The organism is Streptomyces sp. NPDC020801 (assembly GCF_044334385.1).
In the GTDB taxonomy this organism is placed as follows: domain Bacteria; phylum Actinomycetota; class Actinomycetes; order Streptomycetales; family Streptomycetaceae; genus Streptomyces.
This window is the reverse complement of sequence record NZ_JBIRST010000001.1, coordinates 646,037-668,486: the sequence shown is the minus strand read 5'-3', so window position 1 is coordinate 668,486 and position 22,450 is coordinate 646,037. Positions and strand designations below refer to the sequence as shown.

Here is a 22,450-nt window from a genome sequence, read left to right as displayed (position 1 = left end):
GTATATCGGTGCCGATTCCGCGAAGTTGCCTGCGTGTTAACGAAGTTACTGCGCTTTTGTGCTGTTCTGGCCATCGGCGTCACGCTCCTGAGGAGGCACCACCCGCCGCTCCTCGGCGAAGTGGCACGCCGAGTCGTGCGCCGCCGGACCGGTCTCGTGGCGGAACTCCGCCGGCACCGCCAGCAGGGGCACCTCCAGCGCGCAGCGTTCCCGCGCCTTGAAGCAGCGGGTGCGGAAGCGGCAGCCGGAGGGGATGTCGGTCGGCGAGGGCACGTCACCGGAGAGGACGATCCGGTCCCGGTGTTCCCGGGCGTCCGGGTCCGGCACGGGTACGGCGGACAGCAGCGCCTGGGTGTAGGGGTGCGTCGGATGCTCGTAGATCTCCGTGTCACTGCCGATCTCGACGATCCGCCCGAGGTACATGACCCCCACCCGGTCGGAGATGTGCCGCACGATCGACAGGTCGTGGGCGATGAAGACGTAGGACAGCTCGAACTCGGCCTGGAGCCGGTCCATCAGGTTGATCACCTGGGCCTGGACCGACACGTCCAGGGCCGACACCGGCTCGTCGGCGACGATGATCTCCGGGCGCAGCGCCAGCCCCCGGGCGATGCCGATGCGCTGGCGCTGGCCGCCGGAGAACTGGTGCGGGTAGCGGTTGACGTACTCCGGGTCGAGGCCGACGACGTCCAGCAGCTCCTGGACCCGCCGTCTCCGGTCGCCCTTGGGGGCCACCTCCGGGTGGATCTCGTACGGCTCCCCGACGATGTCGCCCACCGTCATACGCGGGTTGAGGGAGGTGTACGGGTCCTGGAAGACCATCTGGATGTTGCGGCGGACCGCCTTCAGCGCCCGGCTCGACAGCCTGGTGATGTCCTCCCCCCGGTAGCGGATCTCGCCGGCGGTCGGGCGCTCCAGGTTGCACAGCAGCTTGGCGACCGTCGACTTGCCGCAGCCGGACTCGCCCACGATGCCGAGGGTCTCGCCCCTGCCGAGGACGAAGTCGACGCCGTCGACCGCCTTCACCGACCCGACCTGCTTCCTGAACACGATGCCCCGGTGGAGGGGGTAGTGCTTGACGAGCCCGCTGACCTCCAGGATCGGCTCAGCCATTCAGGCACTCCCTCCAGAAGTGGCAGGCGGACCCCCGCTGTTCGTCCACCTCGTACAGCGGCGGTAAGTCCGTGCGGCACACGTCCCGGGCCATCGGGCAGCGCGGGTGGAAGGCGCAGCCCGGCGGAATGTGCATGAGGTTGGGCGGCAGGCCCTTGATGGCGTAGAGCTCCCGGCCCTTGAGGTCCAGGCGCGGGATGGAGTCCAGCAGGCCGCGCGTGTAGGGGTGGGCGGGCGCCTTGTAGAGGTCGTGGACGGGGGCCGACTCCACGATCCGGCCCGCGTACATCACGGCGATCCGGTCGGCGACGTCGGCGACCACGCCCAGGTCGTGGGTGATCAGGATGAGGCCCATGCGGTACTCGCGCCGGAGTTCGGCGAGCAGGTCCATCACCTGGGCCTGGACGGTCACGTCGAGGGCGGTGGTCGGCTCGTCGGCGATGATGAGCGCCGGCTCCAGGGCCAGCGCCATGGCGATCATGATGCGCTGGCGCATGCCGCCGGAGAACTGGTGGGGATAGTCCCCCACCCGCTGGGCGGCGGCCGGGATGCGCACCCGGTCCATCAACTCGACCGCCCGGGCCCGCGCCTCCTTGCGGGACGTGCCCCGGTGCACGGTGAACATCTCGCCGAGCTGGGCGCCCACGCTCAGCACGGGGTTGAGGGCGGACAGCGCGTCCTGGAAGATCATCGCCATTCCGGCACCCCGGATCCGGCGCCGCTCGTCCTCCTTCAGCTTCAGCAGGTCCTGGCCCCGGAAGAGGATCTCGCCGCCGGTGATCCGGCCGGGCGGCATGTCGAGGATGCCCATGATCGCCTGCGCGGTCACGGACTTGCCGGAACCCGACTCCCCCAGCACGGCGAGCGTCTCGCCCGCGTCCACCTGGCAGGTGACGCCGTTGACGGCGTGGGCGATCCCGTCCCGGGTGCGGAACTCCACCTGCAGGTCACGCACTTCGAGCAGCATGACGCGCCGTCACCTCAGCTTCGGATCGAGGGCGTCGCGCACCGCGTCGCCGAGCATGATGAAGGCCAGCACCGTGATCGCCAGCGCCCCGGAGGGCCACAGCAGGGCGTGCGGGGCGTTGCGGATGTAGGGCGAGGCGGCGGAGATGTCGATGCCCCAGGACACGCTGGGCGGCTTCAGCCCGACGCCGAGGTAGGACAGGGTGGCCTCCAGCGCGATGTAGGTGCCGAGCGCGATGGTGGCGACGACGATCACCGGGGCGACCGCGTTGGGCGCGATGTGCCGCAGCAGGATGCGGGAGTGGGAGGCGCCGAGCGCGCGGGCGGCCTGCACGTAGTCGTTCTGCCGGGCGGTGATGACCGAGCCGCGGGCGATGCGCGAGACCTGCGGCCAGCCGAGCAGCACCATGAACCCGACCACGGGCCAGATGGTGTTGCTGGTGACGACGGACAGCAGGACGAGGCCGCCGAGGACGACCGGGATGGCGAAGAAGACGTCGGTGATCCGGGACAGGAACGAGTCCCACGCCCCGCCGAAGAACCCGGCCAGCCCGCCCAGCACCGACCCGAGGAGCGCCACCCCGAGCGTGGCGCACACTCCGACCGTGACGGAGGCGCGTGCGCCGTAGACGGTGCGGGTGTAGACGTCGCAGCCCTGGCCGTCGAACCCGAAGGGGTGGCCGGGCTGGGAGCCGTCCTGGGCCTTGGCCAGGTCGCACTTGAGCGGGTTGCCGGAGGCGATCAGGGACGGCCAGACGGAGATGACGACCAGGAAGACGATCACGAGTGCGGAGATGAGGAAGACGGGGTTGCGTCGCAGGTCGCGCCAGGCGTCGGACCAGAGGCTGCGGGGTCTGCCCGCCGGTCCGGCGCCCTCCGGTCCGGCGCCCGGACCGCCCGGGGCCCGCTCCAGCGTGGCCGCCTCGCTCGCCGCGAGGTCCATGCCGCCGCCCATGCCGGTGCCCGCGACGGCGCCTTCGGGCCGGTACGGCTGCTGGTCAGGCATAGCGGATCCTCGGGTCGAGTACGGCGTACAGCAGGTCCACGAGCAGGTTGGCGACCAGGAAGACCAGGACGAGGACGGTGACGAAGCCGACGACGGTCTGGGTGTTCTGGCGCAGGATGCCCTGGTAGAGCTGGTAGCCCACACCGTGGATGTTGAAGATGCGCTCGGTGACGATGGCGCCGCCCATCAGGGCGCCGATGTCGGCGCCGATGAACGTGACCACGGGGATGAGCGAGTTGCGCAGCAGGTGCCGGGTGATCACCCGGTGTCCGGGCAGGCCCTTGGCGACTGCCGTGCGGACGTAGTCGGAGCGCCTGTTCTCGGCGATGGAGGTGCGGGTCAGGCGGGTGACGTAGGCGAGGGAGACGGAGGCGAGGACCAGGCCCGGCACGATCAGCTCGCCGAAGGTCGCGGCCGGGGACACCGAGGGTTTGATCCAGCCCCACTGGACGCCGAGCAGCAGCTGGAGCAGCAGGCCGGTGACGAAGGTCGGCACGGAGATCACGACGAGGGTGAGGACGAGGACCGAGGTGTCCACGGGCCGGCCGCGTCTGAGCCCGGTGACCACGCCCAGGGTGATGCCGATGACGATCTCGAAGAGGATGGCGACGACGGTCAGCCGGATGGTGACGGGGAACGCGCTCGCCATCAGCTCGGTGACGGGCTGGCCGTTGAACGCGGTCCCGAAGTCGCCGGTGAAGACGTTGCCCATGTAGGTCAGGTATTGCTGCCCCACCGGCTTGTCGAGGCCGAACTCCCGCTTGAGCTGGGCGGCGGTCGCCGTGTCGCACTGCCGTTCGCCGCACAGGCCCGCGATGGGGTCGCCCATCACGTTCACCATCAGGAAGATCAGCAGTGTCGCGCCGATGAAGACCGGGATCATCTGCAGCAGTCGTCTGGCGACGTAGCGGCCCATGGGGTCAGCCGACCTTGATCTCGTTGTAGACGGGGACGCTGAAGGGGTTCAGCGCCACGTCGGACAGCCGGTCCGAGTAGCCGGCGCTGCCGTTCTGGTACCAGAGCGGAATGGCGGCCATGTGGTCCCTGACGACCCCTTCGGCCTGCTGGAAGAGCTGGACGGCCCGGGGAGTGTCGCTCTCGGCGTTGGCCCGGTCGACGAGCTGGTCGAACTGCTTGTCGGACCACTTGCCGTCGTTGGAGGAGGCGTTGGTGTAGTACAGCGGCTGCAGGAAGTTCTGGATCAGCGGGTAGTCCATCTGCCAGCCCGCCCGGAACGGCCCGGACATCTTGTGCTGGGAGATCTGGTTGCGGAAGTCGGCGAAGGTGCCGACCGGGTTGCCGACGCACGCCTTGTCGTTGCCCAGCGCGTTGTTGATGGAGTTGCACACGGCGTCCACCCACTGCTTGTGCGAGCCCGTGTCCGCGTTGTACGTGATCTTCACCTGGCCGCCGGGAAGCCCGCCGCCCTGCTGGATCAGCGTCTTGGCCCGGGCGGGGTCGTACACGCAGGCGCTGCCGCACAGCCCCGGCTTGAAGCCGCCGTCCGTGCCGAGCACCGGGGAGGTCCAGTCGGTGGCCGGCGTGCGGGTACCGCGGAAGATGGTCTCGGTGATCTGCTTGCGGTTGATGGCCATGGACAGCCCCGTACGGACCTTCTCCGCCCCGGCGGTGTTCCACTTGGCGTCGTAGTACGGGAAGGCCAGGGTCTGGAGGATCCCGGCCGGGGTGTTGATGTAGCGGCCGCCCAGGTCGGCCTCGACGTTCTTGAGCTGGCTGGCGGGGATGTCGTCGACCAGGTCGAGATTCCCGGCCAGCACGTCGGTGTACGCGGTGTTGTTGTCGGTGTAGACCACCAGGCTCACGCCGTCGTTGCGCGCCTTGTCGGGGCCGGGGTAGGCGTCCCACTTCTTCAGGGACATCTGGGCGCCCTTGGTGTACGACTCGATGGTGTACGGCCCGTTGCCGACCGGCTTGCCCACCCAGGCCGCGTGGTCGGTGAAGAACGCGGAGGGCAGCGGGTCGAAGGCGGCGTAGCCGAGGGTGTCGGGGAAGGTGGAGAACTTCTGGTTGAGCGTGACGGTGAAGGTCCGCGGCCCGGTGACCCTGAGCCCGGAGAGCGTGTCGGCGCTCTGCCGGCCGCTGTCGGGGTGGACCTTGTCGTACCCCTGGATGTAGCCGAAGAAGTAGGCGTTCTTCTGGTTGTTGCGCAGACTGGCCCCGTAGTTCCAGGCGTCCACGAACGACTTGGCCGTGACCGCCTCGCCGTTGCTGAACTTCCAGCCGTCCTTGACGGTGATGGTGAAGTTCCGCGAGTCGGTCGTCTGGATCTTCTCGGCGAGCATGTTCTCGGCCTTGCCGGTCCTGGGGTTGTACCGCTTGAGCCCGCGGAAGACCATGTCGAGCACCTTGCCGCCCTGCACCTCATTGGTGTTGGCCGGCTCGAGGGGGTTCTGGGGGTCACCCCAGGAGGAACTGACCACCGCACCCCCGCTGCCGGTGGCCCCCGAGCTCCCGCAGGCGGCGACCCCGAGCGCGGCCACCACCGCGCCAGCGGCCCACTTCGCGCGCGTGGCTCCACGCATGGGGTGCCTCCTCGAGTGCGCTGCGGCGCGGATGCGTGCTGCCGAGATGCCAGCACATAAGCCACCTATCGCACGTTCGCCTCACCGAGGACGGCGGAAGTCCAGCCGGATGGGCGTATGGAGGCGGGCCGGCCGGGGGGGGGCCGCTGCCACGGCCGCGGGGGCGGTTGAGGTGCCGCGGCGGCGGGGGACGTGCCCACGGCGGCGCGGGGCCGTGCCCACGGCGGCGCGGGACCGTGTCGGTCGCGCAGGACCCTGAAACGGCCGGATCCCGGCACCCTGGAGGGTACCGGGATCCGGCGGTCGCGCCGGGAGACGTCACGCCGCGTGGACGACGTCCTTCTCCTCGGCGAAGTGGCAGGCCGACTCGTGGGCCGCCGGGGAGTCCGAGGACTTGAAGCGCTCGGGGACCGCGAGGAGCGGGACCTCCTCGGCGCACTTGTCCTGCGCCTTCCAGCAGCGGGTGCGGAAGCGGCAGCCCGAGGGCGGGTTGGCCGGGGACGGCACGTCGCCGGTGAGGATGATCCGCTCGCGGTGCTCACGGGCGTCCGGGTCCGGCACCGGGACCGCCGACAGCAGCGCCTGGGTGTAGGGGTGCGTCGGGTGCTCGTAGATCTGCTCGTCCGTGCCGATCTCGGCCATCTTGCCGAGGTACATCACACCCACGCGGTCGGAGATGTGACGGACGATCGACAGGTCGTGCGCGATGAAGATGTAGGACAGGTTGAACTCGTCCTGCAGTCGCTCCATCAGGTTGATGACCTGCGCCTGGACGGAGACGTCCAGCGCGGAGACCGGCTCGTCGCAGATGATCACCTCGGGGTTGAGCGCGAGGCCGCGGGCGATGCCGATGCGCTGGCGCTGGCCGCCGGAGAACTGGTGCGGGTAGCGGTTGATGTACTCCGGGTTGAGACCGACGACGTCCAGCAGCTCCCGCACCTTGCGGCGCCGGTCGCCCTTGGGGGCCACCTCGGGGTGGATGTCGTAGGGCTCGCCGATGATGTCGCCCACCGTCATACGAGGGTTGAGCGACGTGTACGGGTCCTGGAAGATCATCTGGATGTTGCGGCGGACCGCCTTCAGGGCACGCCCGGACAGCTTGGTGATGTCCTGGCCCTTGTAGAAGATCTCGCCGGCCGTCGCCCGCTCCAGGTTCATCAGGAGCTTGGCCACGGTCGACTTGCCGCAGCCGGACTCGCCCACGATGCCCAGGGTCTCGCCCTGGTACAGGTCGAAGGAGATGCCGTCGACGGCCTTCACCGCGCCGATCTGCCGCTTGACGATGATGCCCTGTGTCAGCGGGAAGTGCTTGACGAGATCGCGCACCTGCAGGATCGGCTCGCCCCGGTGGACGGGCGCGTCGAGGGCGGCGACCGCCTGCTCCTCGGAGTGCACGTCGGCGACCTGCACGCCGGAGACGTTCGGCGTCGCGTCCGTCGGCTCGTCGGCCTTGGTCGGGTCAGCCATGGATCGTCTCCTTCCAGAAGTGGCACGCGCTGGCGCGGCCCGGCAGTTCGCTTCCGTCCCGCTCGGTCACCGGGACCAGCGGCGGAAGCTCGGTGCGGCAGATGTCCTGCGCCTTCTCACAGCGCGGGTTGAAGGCGCAGCCGCTGGGCACCTTCAGCAGGTTGGGCGGCAGGCCCTTGATCGCGTAGAGGTCCTGGCCCTTCTGGTCCAGGCGCGGGATCGAGTCCAGCAGCCCGCGCGTGTAGGGGTGGGCCGGGCGCTTGTACAGCTCGTGCACCGGCGCCGTCTCCACGATCCGGCCCGCGTACATCACCGCGATCTTGTCGGCGACGTCCGCCACCACACCGAGGTCGTGGGTGATGAGGATCAGGCCCATCCGGTACTCGCGCTGCAGCTCCGCGAGCAGGTCCATCACCTGCGCCTGGACCGTGACGTCGAGGGCCGTGGTCGGCTCGTCGGCGATGATCAGGTCCGGTTCCAGGGCGAGCGCCATCGCGATCATGATGCGCTGGCGCATACCGCCCGAGAACTGGTGCGGGTAGTCGTTCACGCGCGCGGCAGCGGCCGGGATCTTCACCCGGTCCATCAGCTCGATGGCCTTGGCCTTGGCCTCCTTGCGGGAGAGCCCCTGGTGGACGCGGAACATCTCGCCCAGCTGGAAGCCCACGCTGAGCACGGGGTTGAGCGAGGACAGGGCGTCCTGGAAGATCATGGCGATCCGCGCGCCGCGCAGCTTGCGCCGCTCCTCCTCGGCCATCTTGAGCATGTCCTGGCCGTAGAAGCGGATCTCCCCCTGGGGGATGCGCGCCGGCGGCATGTCGAGGATGCCCATGATCGCCTGCGCGGTCACGGACTTGCCGGAGCCGGACTCGCCGAGCACGGCGAGCGTCTCCCCGGACTGCACCGAGTAGTTGACGCCGTTGACGGCCTTGACCACACCCTCACGGGTCTGGAACTCGACGTGCAGGTCACGCACTTCGAGCAGCGGGCCGGTCTTCTCGGCGTCGCCGGATCGCGGAGCCGGGACGGCGTCCGTCGGGTCGATGATGGTCACGTACGCCTCCCTCAGCGCATCTTGGGGTCGAAGGCGTCGCGGACGACGTCGCCGAGCATGATGAACGCCAGCACGGTGATGCTCAGGGCGCCGGCCGGGAACATCAGCGCGTGCGGCGAGGTCAGGAACCGGTCCTGGGCGTCACTGATCATCAGACCCCAGGAGATGTTCGGGGACTGGATGCCGATACCCAGGTAGGACAGGGCGGCCTCGGCGGAGATGTAGACACCGAGGTTCATCGTGGTGATGACGATGACGGGGGCGAGCGTGTTCGGCAGGATGTGCCGGAACGCGATCCGCCACGAGTCCGCGCCGAGCGCCCGGGCCGCCATCACGTAGTCGTTGTACTTGTTGGAGATGACCTCGCCGCGCATGATCCGGAAGACCTGCGGCCAGCCGAGGATCGCCATGATGAACGACACCGACCACACGTCACCGGTACGCCAGATCGACATGATCAGCAGACCGCCGATGATGAGCGGCAGGGCCGAGAACACCTCGGTGATCCGGGACAGCAGCATGTCGACCCAGCCGCCGACCAGACCGGCCAGCATGCCCAGCAGACCGCCGATCAGGGTGGTGGCGACGGTGGTCACCACGCCGACGACGATGGAGTTGCGGGTGCCGTACACGGTCCGCGTGTAGATGTCGCAACCCTGCACGTCGAAGCCGAACAGGTGCCCGGACGACGGCCCGTTCATGGAGTTCTGCAGCTGGCAGAAGCCGTCGGAGTACGGGGAGCGCGCCGTGAACAGGCCCGGTGCGATCGCCAGTGCGAGCAGACCCACGATGATCAGGGCGGTCACGATGAACATGGGCCGCTTGCGCAGGTCCGCCCAGCCGTCCTTGAGCAGGCTGGCCTGGCGGGCCGCCGCCTTCTCCTCGGCCTCCGCCTCCCGCTCCGCGGTCAGCGCGTCGGTGGTGGGCTTCTCTATCGTCTTCTCACTCATAGCGGATCCTCGGGTCGAGCACGGCGTACATCAGGTCTACGAGGAGGTTGGCGACCAGGTAGATCAGCACCAGCAGGGTCACCAGACCGACGACGACGGGTCGCTCGCGCAGATACACGGACTGGGCCAGCTGCCCGCCGATGCCGGGCATGTTGAACACGCGCTCGGTGATGATGGCGCCGCCCATGAGGGCGCCGAGGTCGAAGCCCAGGAAGGTGACGACCGGGATCATGGAGTTGCGCAGGGCGTGCAGGCCGATGACCCGGCGCCGCGGCAGGCCCTTGGCGATCGCGGTGCGCACGTAGTCGGCCCGGATCGACTCCGTCATGCTCGTGCGGACCAGTCGCGCGATGTACGCCATCGAGGTCGAGGCCAGCACGATGGCCGGGAGGATGTAGCTCTGCGGCCAGCCTCTCTCGATACCGGCGACCGGCGTGATCTTCAGGTTCACACCGAACTCCAGCTGGAGCACGCTGCCGAGCACGAAGACCGGGATCGAGATCAGCACGAGCGTGGCGACCAGCACCACGTTGTCGAGGAACTTGCCCTTCTTCAGCGCGGACATGATGCCCGCCAGGATGCCGATGACGGCCTCTACGGCGAAGGCGGTCAGGCCCAGCTTCACAGTGACCGGGAACCGCTCGGAGACGATGTCGGAGATGGCACGTCCGTTGTACGTCTCACCGAGGTCACCGGTGAAGACGCCGCTGATGTAGTGCCAGTACTGCTGGTACAGCGGCTCGTTGAGGTGGTAGTGCGCGCGGAGGATCGCCGCGACGTTGGGGTCGGCGCGCTTGTCGCCGGCCAGCGCCTGGATCGGGTCGCCGGGCAGCGCGAAGACCAGACAGAAGATGATGAACGTGACGCCTATCACCACAGGGATCACCTGCAGGAGGCGGCGCACGACGTATCGGCCCATGGGTACTCCAGAGGGGGGTGCTCGACCCGCCCGCGGCCGGGGCGGAGGCACGGTCGGACGGGAGACGGCAGAAGGGGTGAGCAGGGGAAGGCTTTCGCCTCCTCCCCCTGCTCACCCTTGTCCGCTTGTCGGGACTGCTCAGATCCGGGTCAGCTGAGCTTGACCGTGTCCCACAGGATCTGGTGACCGGCGACCTGCATCGACTTGATCTTGTCGCTGAAGCCGGCGTTGAGCGTGTAGAAGTACACCGGGATGTACGGCATGTCCTTCAGGACGACGTCGTCGGCCTGCTGGTACTTCTTGATGGCCGCCTCGTGCGACGGGGCCTTGTCGCCCTGGACGATGAGCTTCTCGAACTGCTCGTTCGTGTAACCGGCGTAGTTCGAGCCGTTGGCGATGGCGTCCTTGGAGAAGACCGGGCGGAGGTAGTCCTCCATGTCCGGGTAGTCCATGCTCCAGCCCATCCGGAACGCGCCCTGGTACTTCTTGGCGTCCAGGTCGTTCAGGATCGTCTGGAACTGCTCGAACGGCTTGGCCGTCACCTTGATGCCCAGGTTCTGCTGGATCTGGTTGGCGACCGCCTCGACCCACTCCTTGTGGCCGCCGTCCGCGTTGTAGCCGATCTCCAGCTTGTCGCCGGGCAGACCGCCGGCCTGCTTGTAGAGCTCCTTGGCCTTGGCCGGGTTCAGGGTGCAGGCGTCACCGCAAGCGCCCTTGCGGTAGCCGTCGATCATGGGGCTGATGTAGTCGTCGGCGGGCGTACGGGCGCCGAGGAAGATCTTCTCGGCGATCGTCTTCCGGTCGATCGACATGGAGATGGCCTTGCGGATGTCCGGGTTCTGGAAGGCCTTGTTGTACTTGATCGGGAAGCCGATGTAACCGACGGCCGAGTCGGCCTCGTCGATCGTGCGGCCCGGCAGGTCCTTCTTGTACGTGGGCAGACCCGAGTTCGGGATCGTCAGCAGGTTGTCGAGGTTGCCGGCGACGAGGTCCTTGTAGGCCGTGTCCACGTTCGAGTAGATCTTGAAGTCGACGCCCTTGACCTCGATCTTCGAGGCGTCCGGGTACTTGTCGTACTTCGTGGTGGCGATTTCCTCGTTGTGCTTGAACTTGCCGCTCATCTTGAACGGGCCGTTGCCGATCGGGGCCTCGCCGAAGCCCTTCGGGTCCTTGAAGAAGGCCTTGGGCAGCGGCACGAACGCCGTGAAGGACAGCTGCGTCGGGAACGCCGAGAACGGGCCGGTCAGGGTGACCTGGAGCGTGCTGTCGTCGACCGCCTTCAGACCCGACAGCTTGTCGGTCTTCGGCTTCTTGCCCTCGCCCGGGTTCAGGTCGCCGTAGCCCTGGATGTGACTGAACAGCGGGTTGGTCTGCTGGGCGTTGGCCTGGTTGGCGCCGTAGTTCCAGGCGTCGACGAAGGACTGGGCGGTGACCTTCTCGCCGTTGTGGAAGGTGTAGCCCGGCTTCAGCTTGATCGTCCAGACCTTGTTGTCCTTGGACTCGATCGACTGCGCCATGGCGTTGACGACCTTGTTGGTGGCGTCAAGCTTGGTCAGACCCGTGAAGAGGGCGTTGATGACCTGGCCGCCCTCGGTCTCGTAGGTGTTGGTGGGAACGAGGCTGTTCTGCGGCTCACCGATCTCCACCGAGACCACGCCGTTGCCCTTGCCACTGCCCGAGCTGCCGTTGTCTCCGCCACCGCCACAGGCCGTCGCACCCAGCGCCACAACCGCGGCTATCGCAACCCACTTGGCGCTCTTGGCACCACGCATGGGGCTCCTCCTCATGAGTCCATTGGTTCACCGCATGGAGGGGCACATGACACATCACCGTCACCGGTGCCTGAAATGGTCAGGTGCCCCCGCGCTCGTGAGTCGGCGCCGCCAGCAGCGCGTGACCCGTTTACCCGAGCTCTACGCGCCTAACTATCTGCCATGTGAACCGGGCCTAACCACACCTGCAAGGTCTCGGTTCGATCACACCTGGCGCTAACTTCTTCCGAAATTCGGACAAAGGGTTTGGTGAAAGATCCCTGCGAAACGGACTTGTTACACAGCTATCGGGCAGCGTTGTCCGGATAGCGGACATGGGGCCCGGAAAATCAGTTGCGCGGAACAGCGGAGTGCGCTCTGCCGAGGCTCTGTCGACGCCATGGCGCGGGACAGACCGGCGCGAAGGGACCGGTATGCCGCAGATTCCGGCCACTCTAACAACGGTGGCGCGCCTCACAGGTGAGAGCGAGGGACCTGACGCCGGGTTGTAGGGAAAACCCTCTACGGGCCTGACGGCCCGACGAACAGACGGGCCGTGAAAAGGGTGGGGCCCGTCCGGCGTGCTGCCGGGCGGGCCCCCTTTTTCGGCCACAGGTCACACCTGGACCGGCCGGCCGTGCGGCCGGCCCCTGTCTCAGCCGTGCTTGGCGCGGCTCGCGGCGCGGGCGCGCTCGCGGGCGTCCAGGTTCACCTTGCGGATGCGGACCGCCTCCGGGGTCACCTCGACGCACTCGTCGTCGCGGCAGAACTCCAGGGACTGCTCCAGGGAGAGCTTGCGCGGCGGGACGATGGACTCGGCCACGTCGGCGGTCGAGGACCGCATGTTGGTGAGCTTCTTCTCCTTGGTGATGTTGACGTCCATGTCGTCGGAACGGGAGTTCTCACCGACGATCATGCCCTCGTACACCTCGGTGCCCGGCTCCACGAAGAGCACACCGCGCTCCTGGAGGTTGGTCATCGCGAAGGCGGTGACGGCGCCGGCGCGGTCGGCGACCAGGGAGCCGTTGTTACGGGTCTGGAGGGTGCCGAACCAGGGCTCGAAGCCCTCGTGGATGGAGTGGCCGATGCCCGTGCCGCGGGTCTGGGTCAGGAACTCGGTGCGGAAGCCGATCAGGCCGCGGGAGGGGACGACGAACTCCATGCGGACCCAGCCCGAGCCGTGGTTGGACATGTTGTCCATCCGGCCCTTCCGCACGCCCATGAGCTGCGTGACGGCGCCCATGTGCTCCTCGGGCACGTCGATCGTCATGCGCTCGACCGGCTCGTAGACCTTGCCGTCGACCTCCTTGGTGACGACCTGCGGCTTGCCGACGGTCAGCTCGTAGCCCTCGCGGCGCATGGTCTCGACGAGGATGGCCAGCGCCAGCTCGCCACGGCCCTGGACCTCCCAGGCGTCCGGACGCTCGGTCTCCAGGACGCGCAGCGAGACGTTGCCGATCAGCTCGCGGTCCAGGCGGTCCTTGACCTGGCGGGCGGTGACCTTGCGGTCCTTGACGGCCGCCTTCGCGTCGGCGCCCTTGCCGGTGCCGCCGCGGCCGACCAGCGGGGAGGTGTTGGTGCCGATGGTCATCGAGATCGCGGGCTCGTCGACCGTGATCAGCGGCAGCGGGACCGGGTTCTCGGTGTCCGCGAGGGTCTCGCCGATCATGATGTCCGGGATGCCGGCGACGGCGCAGATGTCACCGGGGCCGGCCTTCTCGGCGGGCTTGCGGGTGAGCGCCTCGGTCATCATCAGCTCGGAGATCCGCACGTTCTGCACGGAGCCGTCGCGCTTGATCCACGCGACCGTCTGGCCCTTGCGCAGCTCGCCCTGTTCCACGCGCAGCAGCGCGATACGGCCGAGGAAGTTGTCCGCGTCCAGGTTGGTGACGTGGGCCTGGAGCGGGCCCTCCTCGTCGTAGGTCGGGGCCGGGATGTGCTCCAGGATCGTGGAGAAGAACGGCTCCAGGCTGGTGGAGTCGGCCGGGACCGTGCCGTTCTCCGGCTTGGTGAGGGAGGCGATGCCGTCGCGGCCGCAGGCGTAGACGATCGGGAACTCGATCTGCTCCTCGTCGGCGTCCAGGTCGAGGAAGAGGTCGTAGGTCTCGTTGACGACCTCGTCGATCCGGGCGTCGGGGCGGTCCGTCTTGTTGATGCACAGGATGACGGGCAGCCGGGCCTGGAGCGCCTTGCGCAGCACGAAGCGGGTCTGCGGCAGCGGGCCCTCGGAGGCGTCGACGAGCAGCACGACACCGTCGACCATCGACAGACCGCGCTCGACCTCGCCGCCGAAGTCGGCGTGGCCGGGGGTGTCGATGATGTTGATCGTGATCGGGTCCCCGCCGTCCTTCGGGTGGTACTTCACCGCGGTGTTCTTGGCGAGGATCGTGATGCCCTTCTCACGCTCCAGGTCGTTCGAGTCCATCATGCGGTCGTCGACGGAGTCGAGCTGATGGGCGGCGAAGGCACCGGCCTGCTTCAGCATGCCGTCGACGATGGTCGTCTTGCCGTGGTCGACATGGGCGACGATGGCGACGTTGCGGATGTCGTGACGCGTTGCAGTCACAGCCATATTGAGGCGTACTCCCGGAGTGTGAGGACGGCACGCGCGTACGTCGGTGTTACGCGGGCCCTGCCGGGCTTGACACGCCACGGCCTCACCCCATGGTACGGGTGCGCCGCGGCTGGGGCTTTCCGGGCTATGTCGGCGCAGGTCAGGGTCGTCGCGAGAGGCCCGGCGTCATGAGTGGCCGGGTGCCGGCCCCAGGCCCTTCTTCAGGTAGCCCATGTCCTCGTAGAGCGGGGTCTGGAAACCGAAGGAGCCGACGTTCGCGAGGTTCTTGCGGACGGCGGTCAGCTGCGGGCGCTGGTAGAGGGGGATGGAGCCGGCCGCGGCCCAGATGCGGGAGTCGGCCTTGCGGACCAGTGCGCGGGCCTCGTCCTGGTCCAGGGCGGCGACGGCCTGGTCGAAGAGCTGGTCGACCTGGTCGGTGCCGACGCGGGTGTAGTTCTGCTGGACGTTCAGGGAGCCGTCGGCGGCCGGGAGGGGCTTGGCGTAGATGGGGCGGGCGTCGGTGGCCGGGAAGGCGGAGGAGGGCCAGGAGTACAGGGCGAGGTCGTACTGGCCGGCGGCGATGTGGTCCCGGAAGTAGCTCTCGTCGGGGACCTTGGTGATCTCGGTGGCGATGCCGACCTTCTCCAGCATGGCCGAGATGCGGTCGGCGACCTTGCCCAGCGTGTCCGCACTGGGGCCGGAGGGGAGCACGAAGCGCAGGGTGAGCGGCTTGCCGTCCTTGGCCAGCGGTCCGGCGAAGGCGCCGGCCGGGGCCGCGGTGCCCCTGGGGGCGTACGCGCCGGGCGCCCCGCCCTGCTTCGGATGCTCCTGGGCGTACTGCCTGCCGTCCTGGGCGAGCTGCTTGGCGCCGCCGTCGCCCCCGTGACTCTCCTGGCTCTCCTGGCGGCCCGGCTGCCACCGGTTCTTCTCCCGGTCGCCGCGTCCCTTGTTGTCCTCGACGTTGTCGTCCCTGCCGACGATGTACGTGCCGTCGTCGCCGCCGCCGTCCGAGGCGTCCGGCGAGGCGTCCGCGGACTTGCCGGCCTCGGGGCCCGCCGCCTTCTCCCCCTTGCGCGCCTTGACCGGACCGGGCACCCAGCCGGCGTCCGCGAGCAGGGCGCGGGCCTGGGCGGTGTCCTGGCCGCCGAGGGCATCGCTGCTGTCGGCGTAGGCATCCTGGCCGGACAGGGCGAGGTGGCTGCCGACCGGCACGGCGGGCAGGCCGAGCGGCTTGAGGGCGATCCCGGCCAGCTCCCGGCGGTTGAGCGCGTGGGCCACCGCGTGGCGGACGCGCTCGTCGGCCAGGGGGCCGCCGGCGCCGTTGAGGGCGAGCTGGGTGTAGGCGGGCTCCAGCGACCTGCGGAGCACGAAGTCGCGCAGGGCCTGCTGCTGCTTCAGGTACGTGGCGAGCGACGTGCGCTCCTTCTTCAGGGCGAGGAGCTCCTGGCGGGCGGCCTTCTCGTCGGAGCCGTGGATGACGGCCCAGGAACGCAGCGCCTTGGCGGCGGTGCGGCCGCCGGCCGGGCCCTGGAAGGGCGAGCTGCCCTGGGCGCCGGCGGCGAGCGTGAGGCGCTCGGCGTCGGCGGGGTCGACGTCGGCGACGTCCACCGTGCCGGCGGCGAGCGCGGCGGCCCGCTTGTCGCGCGGCACCTCGCGCAGCACGATCTCGGACAGCTTGGCCGGGCGGCCCCACCAGCGCGGGTTGCGGGTGAGGACGACGTTCCTGCCCTGGCTGTCGGTCTTCTTCACGGCGAACGGACCGGCGCTGACCTTGAGCTTCTTGCGCGCCCCGTCGTTGAAGGCGTCCGGGGTGCCGGTGACGTCCTTGGGGTACAGCGGGGAGAACAGTGACTTCCAGTCGGCGTAGGGCCGGGCGAAGGTGACCCTGACCTCCAGGTCGTTGGCGCCGCGCTCGACGTTCTCGATGCGGTCGTAGCCGGCGTTGCGGGCGGTCCAGTAGGCGGTGTCCTTGCCGGACAGGGCGCGCCACTGGGAGGCGAAGTCGGCGGCGCCGACCTCCCGGCCGTCGCTCCAGACGGCCTGCTGGTTGAGCCGGTAGACGACGACCTGCTTGGGCTCGGTCTCCACCACCCGGGCGGAGTCCAGATAGTCGGCGTCGCGCTGCGGCCGGCCGCTGGAGTCCAGCCGGAACATGGCGGGCAGGACCGCCTGGGCGACCCGGGTGCTGCCCGCGTCGGCGTCCGCCTGGAAGGTGTTCAGCGTCTGCGGCATCGCGTCCACGGCCCAGGTCAGCGTGCCGCCGTCGGCGACCTGGTCGCGGGCGGCGGGCGCGATGTCCGGCCCGGCCAGCGGCTTGCTGCCCTTGTCGTCGGAACCGCAGCCGGCCAGGAGCGGCACCGCGAGCGCGCCCGCGGTCAGGAAGGCGACCGAGCGCATGACCGCGCGCGGCCCGACACCGTCGTACGACATCTGTACTACCTCCGAGGAGCCGCTCCCGCCGGTGGACACGGGTAGGGTTTGTTCACATTTGGCGGTATTTTGGTGCTGATCAGATCTATGCAGATCTATGGCCCCACTGAAGAGGAAGGGGTTCGCCGCCCGGGGACGACACGGCGGCGCGGGCCCGCAAGGTCACCCGTTAGGCGCAACGCACGCCCCCGGCGCACACAGAGCGCGTGCGGGCGCGCGGCTGGGGTGTGCAATCCGCCAATCGATGCACATGCCTTCCCACCAACACGTGTGACGCGCAACACTCGCAGGCGCATGAACGTTGGCACCTAGGGCCCCATGGCCCGTGGAAGTGAGGTCACGTCATGTCCGTGCACGACGACCTGACGTCGGTCCAGCGCACCGTCGACGAGCTGCTGCGGTCGGTGAGCCGGCTGGAGCAGCAGATCGGCAGCGGGCTGGAGGTGCGCCGCGTGCGCGCCGACGCCGATCACCTGCGCGAGAGTGTCGCCCTGCTGCGCGAGGCCTCCGAAGGCCCCGTGGCGGCCAAGCGCCCCTCGCTCGTCACCATCTCCGACGCGCCCTACGACATCTCCCTGTGGACGGACTCGGACGACGAGGGACTCGGCGCCCGCGACCGCCACGCCCCCTGACCCGATGACCCGACCGGAGTCCTGACGTTGGCCACTGGTACGGAACCTCCCGACACAGAACCCCATACGCGCGGCGGCGGCGTCCACGCCCCGGCGCGCGCCGCGATCACCGCACCGCACCTGCGGACCGACCGCTGGTGGCTGGCTCCCGCCGCCACCGCGGCCGGCCTGCTCGCCTTTGTCGTGTACTCGACCTGGCGGGCCTTCGCGAACGCGGACTACTACGCGGCCCCGTACGTCTCGCCGTTCTACTCGCCCTGCCTGGCCTCGAACTGCCGGACCATGCACGCGGGGCCCAATGCCGACCTCTTCGGCAGCTGGTGGGCGATCTCCCCCGCGATCATCATCCTGATCTTCCCGCTGGGCTTCCGCCTGACCTGCTACTACTACCGCAAGGCCTACTACCGCGGCTTCTGGGCCTCCCCACCGGCCTGCGCGGTCGCCGAGCCGCACAAGAAGTACACCGGCGAGACCCGCTTCCCGCTGATCCTGCAGAACGTCCACCGGTACTTCTTCTACGCGGCGATCCTGGTCGCCGGCGTGCTGACCTACGACACGGTGCTGTCCTTCCGCGACCAGCACTACCGCTGGGGACACATGGGCCTGGGCACCCTGGTCTTCCTGGTCAACATCGTGCTGATCTGGACGTACACGATCTCCTGCCACTCCTGCCGGCACATCGTCGGCGGGCAGCTCAAGCACTTCTCGAAGCATCCCGTGCGCTACCGGGCCTGGCGGTTCGTCGGCCGGCTGAACGCCCGCCACATGCTGCTGGCCTGGCTGTCCCTGGCGAGCGTGGCGCTCGCCGACTTCTACGTGTACCTGGTCGCCTCGGGGGTCTTCGGTGATCCGCGCTTCTTCTAGTGACCGTTGTGACCTTCCAGTGAGTGGGGCCTTGTGATGTCCGTGGTCGATCGGCAGGAGTGGGACGTCGTCGTGGTCGGCGCGGGCGGCGCCGGGCTGCGCGCCGCGATCGAGGCACGCGAGCGCGGGGCGCGTACGGCGGTGATCTGCAAGTCGCTGTTCGGCAAGGCGCACACGGTGATGGCCGAGGGCGGCATCGCGGCGGCGATGGGCAACGTCAACTCGCACGACAGCTGGCAGGTCCACTTCCGCGACACCATGCGCGGCGGCAAGTTCCTCAACCAGTGGCGGATGGCCGAGCTGCACGCGCAGGAGGCGCCGCAGCGGGTGTGGGAGCTGGAGACCTGGGGCGCGCTGTTCGACCGTACGAAGGACGGCCGGATCTCCCAGCGCAACTTCGGCGGGCACGAGTACCCGCGCCTGGCCCACGTCGGCGACCGCACGGGCCTGGAGCTGATCCGGACGCTGCAGCAGAAGATCGTCTCGCTCCAGCAGGAGGACCACCGGGAGACCGGGGACTACGAGTCCCGGCTGAAGGTCTTCCAGGAGTGCACGGTGACGCGGGTCCTCAAGGACGGAGAGCGGGTCAGCGGCGTCTTCGCCTACGAGCGTGAGAGCGGCCGTTTCTTCGTGCTGGAAGCCCCCGCGGTCGTGATCGCGACCGGCGGCATCGGCAAGTCGTTCAAGGTGACGTCGAACTCGTGGGAGTACACCGGTGACGGGCACGCGCTGGCGCTGCTCGCCGGGGCACCATTGCTGAACATGGAGTTCGTGCAGTTCCATCCGACCGGCATGGTCTGGCCGCCGTCGGTGAAGGGCATCCTCGTCACCGAGTCGGTGCGCGGCGACGGCGGGGTGCTGCGCAACTCCGAAGGCAGGCGGTTCATGTTCGACTACGTCCCCGACGTCTTCAAGGAGAAGTACGCCGAGTCGGAGGAGGAGGGCGACCGCTGGTACGAGGACCCGGACAACAACCGGCGCCCGCCCGAGCTACTCCCCCGTGACGAGGTGGCCCGCGCGATCAACTCCGAGGTGAAGGCGGGCCGCGGCTCGCCGCACGGCGGCGTCTTCCTCGACGTCTCGACGCGGATGCCCGCCGAGGTCATCAGGCGCCGGCTGCCCTCCATGCACCACCAGTTCAAGGAGCTGGCGGACGTCGACATCACGGCGGAACCGATGGAGGTCGGGCCGACCTGCCACTACGTGATGGGCGGCATCGCGGTCGACTCCGACACCGCGGCCGCACGCGGGGTGCCCGGGCTGTACGCGGCCGGGGAGGTGGCCGGCGGCATGCACGGCTCCAACCGGCTCGGCGGCAACTCGCTTTCCGACCTGCTGGTGTTCGGCCGCCGGGCCGGGTGGCACGCGGCCCAGTACGCGCAGGGGCTGGCGCACGACCGCCCGGCCGTGGACGACACCCAGGTCGACACGGCGGCGGCCGAGGCGCTGCGGCCCTTCTCCGCGGAGGACTCGGAGGCCGGGGAGGCCGGGGAGGCCGGGGAGGCCGGGGAGGAGGCGGTGGCCGGGGGAATCCCGGAGAACCCGTACACCCTCCACCAGGAGCTCCAGCAGACCATGAACGACCTGGTCGGCATCATCCGCCGCGAGGGCGAGATGGGGCAGGCACTGAAGAAGCTCGCCGAGCTCAGGGTGCGGGCACGCCGGGCCGGGGTCGAGGGGCACCGGCAGTTCAACCCCGGCTGGCATCTCGCGCTGGACCTGCGGAACATGCTGCTGGTCAGCGAGTGCGTGGCGCGGGCCGCGCTGGAGCGCACCGAGTCGCGCGGCGGGCACACCCGTGAGGACTACCCGTCGATGGACCGCAAGTGGCGCCCGGTCAACCTGCTGTGCCGGCTGGCCGACCCGACCGGCGGCCTGGCGGCGACGGACCCGGTCCGCGGCCAGATCACGCTCTCCCGGGAGACCACCGAACCCATCCGCCCGGACCTGCTCGCCCTCTTCGAGAAGGAGGAGCTGGTCAAGTACCTCGCCGAAGAGGAGCTCTTCGATTGAGCAGCTACGAGGCCCGCTTCAAGGTGTGGCGGGGCGACGCGCAGGGCGGCGGCCTGGAGGACTTCGAGGTCGAGGTCAACGACGGCGAAGTCGTGCTGGACATCATCCACCGCCTCCAGGCCACCCAGGCGCCGGACCTGGCGGTGCGCTGGAACTGCAAGGCGGGCAAGTGCGGTTCGTGCTCCGCGGAGATCAACGGCCGTCCCCGGCTGATGTGCATGACGCGGATGTCGGTCTTCACCCGCGAGGAGACGGTCACCGTCACCCCGCTGCGCACCTTCCCGGTGATCCGGGACCTGGTGACGGACGTCGGCTTCAACTACACCAAGGCGCGGGAGGTCCCGGCCTTCGTACCGCCCGCCGATCTGGGCCCGGGCGAGTACCGGATGTTCCAGGAGGACGTGGACCGGCCGCAGGAGTTCCGCAAGTGCATCGAGTGCTTCCTGTGCCAGGACGTCTGCCATGTGGTGCGCGACCACGAGGAGAACAAGCGGGCGTACGCGGGTCCGCGCTTCCTGATGCGGATCGCGGAACTGGACATGCATCCCCTGGACGCGGCCGACGAGACGGGCCTGGACCGCAAACGCACGGCCCAGGACGACCACGGCCTCGGCTACTGCAACATCACCAAGTGCTGCACGGAGGTCTGCCCCGAGGGCATCCGGATCACGGACAACGCCCTGATCCCCCTGAAGGAACGGGCGGTCGACCGCAAGTACGACCCGCTGGTGTGGCTGGGGTCGAAGATCAGGAGGCGCTCCTAGGGGACGCGGCCGGGGCGCTGGCCCATCCACTGGAGTCCCAGTCCCGCCATGAACGCGATCCAGCCGGCCCACGGCAGGGGGCCGTAGGCGTTGGCGAGCGGGCCCAGGAACAGGAACACGCCCGCCCCGGCCGCGCACACCAGCGTTCCGTACCCCCACAACCTCGGCCGCAGGACCCGGTGCCGGCCGATCGGCATCACCCAGCCGGTCGTGACCGTCGCGATGCCGCTCACCGCGAGCATCGTCACGACCACCGCCCCCGCCACTTCCAAGAACGTGTGCATGACGATCATCGTCCCACCAGGTCCAGGGCCCGCGCCAGGTTGTACTCCGCGATCCCCGCATCGCCTCCCCTTCCGGGAAGTCGCCGTCGAGCAGGCGGAGCGGGCCGGGGGTGCCAGCGGCGGTGGTCAGCGGGGTGCGGGCGGCGGTCATGACGGATGGACCCAGCCTTCCCGGTAGGCGGTCCAGTCGTCCTGCGTGGCCGCGAAGTCCACGTACAGGGCGACGCCGAAGGCCTTGCGGTCCGCGTCCGTGCGGGACAGGCCCAGGCGGACGCCGCGGACGGCGGCAGGGACGGTCTCGGCGGCGGCGCGGTGGCCGAAGCGGTTCTCGTGGTAGAAGGGCAGGCCCATCAGCAGGCCGGTGGTGGGCGGGGTGACCTCCAGGGCTAGCGACGTCTGCTCGGCGACGTAGCCGCCGTACAGGCTCTGCAGCGGCTGCATGGTGTCGTACGACATCACGGCGATCTGGTCGACGCGGCGGGCGACCTGCCCGAAGTACGCCTGCGACCACCACTTGGGGTGGCCGGTGAGCGTGCCCCACACGGAGTGGAACGCCGGGAGCGGGCCGATCTGGTGCGCGGCGACCGACAGGGGGACGCCGTGGGCGCGGGTGACCTCGCGCAGGTCGTCCAGGAGGTCCAGGTAGTGGCGGTCGCCGGAGTGCAGCGGCTCCAGGTCGAAGTGGGCGCCGTCGAAGCCGGCGGCCAGGATCGCGCGGGTGGAGCCGACCACGGCCGGCGAGGAGGGGCAGGAGCAGGGCGAGGACCAGCGCGAGGGCGATGCGCCGCGCCAGGCGGAGGCGGGGTCGGGGCCGGGGTCGGGGGATCGCGCGGTGTCAGCGCCGGATCGGCCGGAGGGGTGTCCTTCGCCGGAGGGTTCCGCTTCGGCCGCTGCGGCGCCGGTCTCCGGGCCGTCCGCTCCGGTGGGAGCCTCGTCCCCCGCCGCCCGCTCCATGCCGTCCCCTCCCCGAGCCGGCGCCGCACTCCGGTCGTGCGGTGGCGGCTGTGACGCATCACGCCTCGCCGGCGCCGGTGGTGACGACATTCGGTACGGCCGCTCCGGTTGCAGCGGTGCGGACTCCCGCTCGTGTCCGGCGAGGTGCTGGGCCGGCCGACCTCGCTGGAGCCCACGGGACCGCGG

General features: G+C 69.4%; 17 protein-coding genes and 1 pseudogene. 4 read left to right on the top strand and 14 right to left on the bottom strand.

The window, feature by feature from the left end; translation table 11 throughout:
- Positions 1–45: 45 nt before the first annotated feature.
- The 12 genes from ACH4UM_RS03170 to ACH4UM_RS03115 all read right to left on the bottom strand — a co-directional run bounded on the left by ACH4UM_RS03170 (position 46) and on the right by ACH4UM_RS03115 (position 16,753).
- The gene (locus tag ACH4UM_RS03170; RefSeq protein WP_398172926.1) at positions 46–1,113 is read right to left on the bottom strand and encodes an ABC transporter ATP-binding protein; all 1,068 of its coding nucleotides are present in this window, start codon (positions 1,111–1,113) and stop codon (positions 46–48) included.
- Positions 1,106–2,080 carry an ABC transporter ATP-binding protein gene (locus ACH4UM_RS03165; RefSeq protein ID WP_398172924.1) on the bottom strand — a complete coding sequence of 325 codons (975 nt, stop codon included), beginning with the start codon at positions 2,078–2,080 and terminating at the stop codon, positions 1,106–1,108. The genes ACH4UM_RS03170 and ACH4UM_RS03165 overlap by 8 nt, the downstream gene beginning before the upstream one ends.
- A 9-nt stretch (positions 2,081–2,089) precedes the next feature.
- Positions 2,090–3,085 carry an ABC transporter permease gene (locus ACH4UM_RS03160; RefSeq protein WP_398172922.1) on the bottom strand — a complete coding sequence of 332 codons (996 nt, stop codon included), beginning with the start codon at positions 3,083–3,085 and terminating at the stop codon, positions 2,090–2,092.
- A complete protein-coding gene (locus ACH4UM_RS03155) occupies positions 3,078–4,001 on the bottom strand; it encodes an ABC transporter permease (protein WP_398172920.1) in 924 nt (307 codons plus the stop codon). The genes ACH4UM_RS03160 and ACH4UM_RS03155 overlap by 8 nt, the downstream gene beginning before the upstream one ends.
- 4 nt (positions 4,002–4,005) lie before the next feature.
- Complete coding sequence (locus tag ACH4UM_RS03150; protein ID WP_398172918.1) at positions 4,006–5,628, bottom strand: ABC transporter substrate-binding protein; 1,623 nt, start codon at positions 5,626–5,628, stop codon at positions 4,006–4,008.
- A 318-nt stretch (positions 5,629–5,946) separates the two neighbouring features.
- Entirely contained in the window at positions 5,947–7,095 is a 1,149-nt protein-coding gene (locus ACH4UM_RS03145; RefSeq protein WP_398172916.1) for an ABC transporter ATP-binding protein, read from the bottom strand.
- The gene (locus tag ACH4UM_RS03140; RefSeq protein ID WP_398172914.1) at positions 7,088–8,149 is read right to left on the bottom strand and encodes an ABC transporter ATP-binding protein; all 1,062 of its coding nucleotides are present in this window, start codon (positions 8,147–8,149) and stop codon (positions 7,088–7,090) included. Before ACH4UM_RS03140 ends, ACH4UM_RS03145 begins: the two co-directional genes overlap by 8 nt.
- Before the next feature lie 11 nt (positions 8,150–8,160).
- A complete protein-coding gene (locus tag ACH4UM_RS03135; RefSeq protein ID WP_398172912.1) occupies positions 8,161–9,099 on the bottom strand; it encodes an ABC transporter permease in 939 nt (312 codons plus the stop codon).
- Complete coding sequence (locus tag ACH4UM_RS03130; RefSeq protein WP_398172910.1) at positions 9,092–10,018, bottom strand: ABC transporter permease; 927 nt, start codon at positions 10,016–10,018, stop codon at positions 9,092–9,094. The genes ACH4UM_RS03135 and ACH4UM_RS03130 overlap by 8 nt, the downstream gene beginning before the upstream one ends.
- A 149-nt stretch (positions 10,019–10,167) precedes the next feature.
- Positions 10,168–11,790 (bottom strand): ABC transporter substrate-binding protein, encoded by a 1,623-nt coding sequence (locus ACH4UM_RS03125; RefSeq protein WP_398172908.1) that lies wholly within the window; start codon positions 11,788–11,790, stop codon positions 10,168–10,170.
- 634 nt (positions 11,791–12,424) lie between these two features.
- Positions 12,425–14,341 (bottom strand): translational GTPase TypA, encoded by a 1,917-nt coding sequence (gene typA, locus ACH4UM_RS03120; protein WP_398172906.1) that lies wholly within the window; start codon positions 14,339–14,341, stop codon positions 12,425–12,427.
- A gap of 168 nt (positions 14,342–14,509) precedes the next feature.
- Entirely contained in the window at positions 14,510–16,753 is a 2,244-nt protein-coding gene (locus tag ACH4UM_RS03115) for an ABC transporter family substrate-binding protein (protein WP_398172904.1), read from the bottom strand.
- Between the two features lie 344 nt (positions 16,754–17,097).
- Between ACH4UM_RS03115 and ACH4UM_RS03110 the strand changes: the two genes are divergently transcribed.
- From ACH4UM_RS03110 to ACH4UM_RS03095, 4 genes are read left to right on the top strand one after another with little or no spacing between them, the layout of a single operon-like run.
- Complete coding sequence (locus ACH4UM_RS03110) at positions 17,098–17,385, top strand: hypothetical protein (protein ID WP_398172902.1); 288 nt, start codon at positions 17,098–17,100, stop codon at positions 17,383–17,385.
- Positions 17,386–17,412: 27 nt separating this feature from the next.
- The gene (locus ACH4UM_RS03105; RefSeq protein WP_398172900.1) at positions 17,413–18,249 is read left to right on the top strand and encodes a hypothetical protein; all 837 of its coding nucleotides are present in this window, start codon (positions 17,413–17,415) and stop codon (positions 18,247–18,249) included.
- A gap of 36 nt (positions 18,250–18,285) precedes the next feature.
- On the top strand, positions 18,286–20,262 hold the full coding sequence (locus ACH4UM_RS03100) for a fumarate reductase/succinate dehydrogenase flavoprotein subunit (protein ID WP_398172898.1): 1,977 nt from the start codon (positions 18,286–18,288) through the stop codon (positions 20,260–20,262).
- The gene (locus ACH4UM_RS03095; RefSeq protein ID WP_398172896.1) at positions 20,259–21,026 is read left to right on the top strand and encodes a succinate dehydrogenase/fumarate reductase iron-sulfur subunit; all 768 of its coding nucleotides are present in this window, start codon (positions 20,259–20,261) and stop codon (positions 21,024–21,026) included. The genes ACH4UM_RS03100 and ACH4UM_RS03095 overlap by 4 nt, the downstream gene beginning before the upstream one ends.
- On the opposite strand, the gene ACH4UM_RS03090 is transcribed toward ACH4UM_RS03095, so the two are convergent.
- Both ACH4UM_RS03090 and ACH4UM_RS03085 read right to left on the bottom strand, forming a co-directional pair.
- Positions 21,023–21,310, bottom strand: coding sequence for a hypothetical protein (locus tag ACH4UM_RS03090; protein WP_398172894.1), 288 nt, complete (start codon positions 21,308–21,310; stop codon positions 21,023–21,025). The two genes, ACH4UM_RS03095 and ACH4UM_RS03090, sit on opposite strands and share 4 nt — an antisense overlap.
- Positions 21,311–21,457: 147 nt before the next feature.
- Positions 21,458–22,045: pseudogene (locus tag ACH4UM_RS03085) on the bottom strand (hypothetical protein); the annotation flags it as partial.
- Positions 22,046–22,450 lie beyond the last annotated feature (405 nt).

What these genes read in the sequence shown, in the direction of transcription:
- ACH4UM_RS03110 (WP_398172902.1), top strand. Translation starts at nt 17,098, where the DNA reads ATGTCCGTGCACGACGACCTGACGTCGGTCCAGCGCACCGTCGACGAG.
- ACH4UM_RS03165 (WP_398172924.1), bottom strand. Translation starts at nt 2,080, where the DNA reads ATGCTGCTCGAAGTGCGTGACCTGCAGGTGGAGTTCCGCACCCGGGAC.
- ACH4UM_RS03170 (WP_398172926.1), bottom strand. Translation starts at nt 1,113, where the DNA reads ATGGCTGAGCCGATCCTGGAGGTCAGCGGGCTCGTCAAGCACTACCCC.
- ACH4UM_RS03150 (WP_398172918.1), bottom strand. Translation starts at nt 5,628, where the DNA reads ATGCGTGGAGCCACGCGCGCGAAGTGGGCCGCTGGCGCGGTGGTGGCC.
- ACH4UM_RS03115 (WP_398172904.1), bottom strand. Translation starts at nt 16,753, where the DNA reads ATGTCGTACGACGGTGTCGGGCCGCGCGCGGTCATGCGCTCGGTCGCC.
- ACH4UM_RS03155 (WP_398172920.1), bottom strand. Translation starts at nt 4,001, where the DNA reads ATGGGCCGCTACGTCGCCAGACGACTGCTGCAGATGATCCCGGTCTTC.
- typA (WP_398172906.1), bottom strand. Translation starts at nt 14,341, where the DNA reads ATGGCTGTGACTGCAACGCGTCACGACATCCGCAACGTCGCCATCGTC.
- ACH4UM_RS03145 (WP_398172916.1), bottom strand. Translation starts at nt 7,095, where the DNA reads ATGGCTGACCCGACCAAGGCCGACGAGCCGACGGACGCGACGCCGAAC.
- ACH4UM_RS03125 (WP_398172908.1), bottom strand. Translation starts at nt 11,790, where the DNA reads ATGCGTGGTGCCAAGAGCGCCAAGTGGGTTGCGATAGCCGCGGTTGTG.
- ACH4UM_RS03160 (WP_398172922.1), bottom strand. Translation starts at nt 3,085, where the DNA reads ATGCCTGACCAGCAGCCGTACCGGCCCGAAGGCGCCGTCGCGGGCACC.
- ACH4UM_RS03100 (WP_398172898.1), top strand. Translation starts at nt 18,286, where the DNA reads ATGTCCGTGGTCGATCGGCAGGAGTGGGACGTCGTCGTGGTCGGCGCG.
- ACH4UM_RS03130 (WP_398172910.1), bottom strand. Translation starts at nt 10,018, where the DNA reads ATGGGCCGATACGTCGTGCGCCGCCTCCTGCAGGTGATCCCTGTGGTG.
- ACH4UM_RS03135 (WP_398172912.1), bottom strand. Translation starts at nt 9,099, where the DNA reads ATGAGTGAGAAGACGATAGAGAAGCCCACCACCGACGCGCTGACCGCG.
- ACH4UM_RS03090 (WP_398172894.1), bottom strand. Translation starts at nt 21,310, where the DNA reads ATGCACACGTTCTTGGAAGTGGCGGGGGCGGTGGTCGTGACGATGCTC.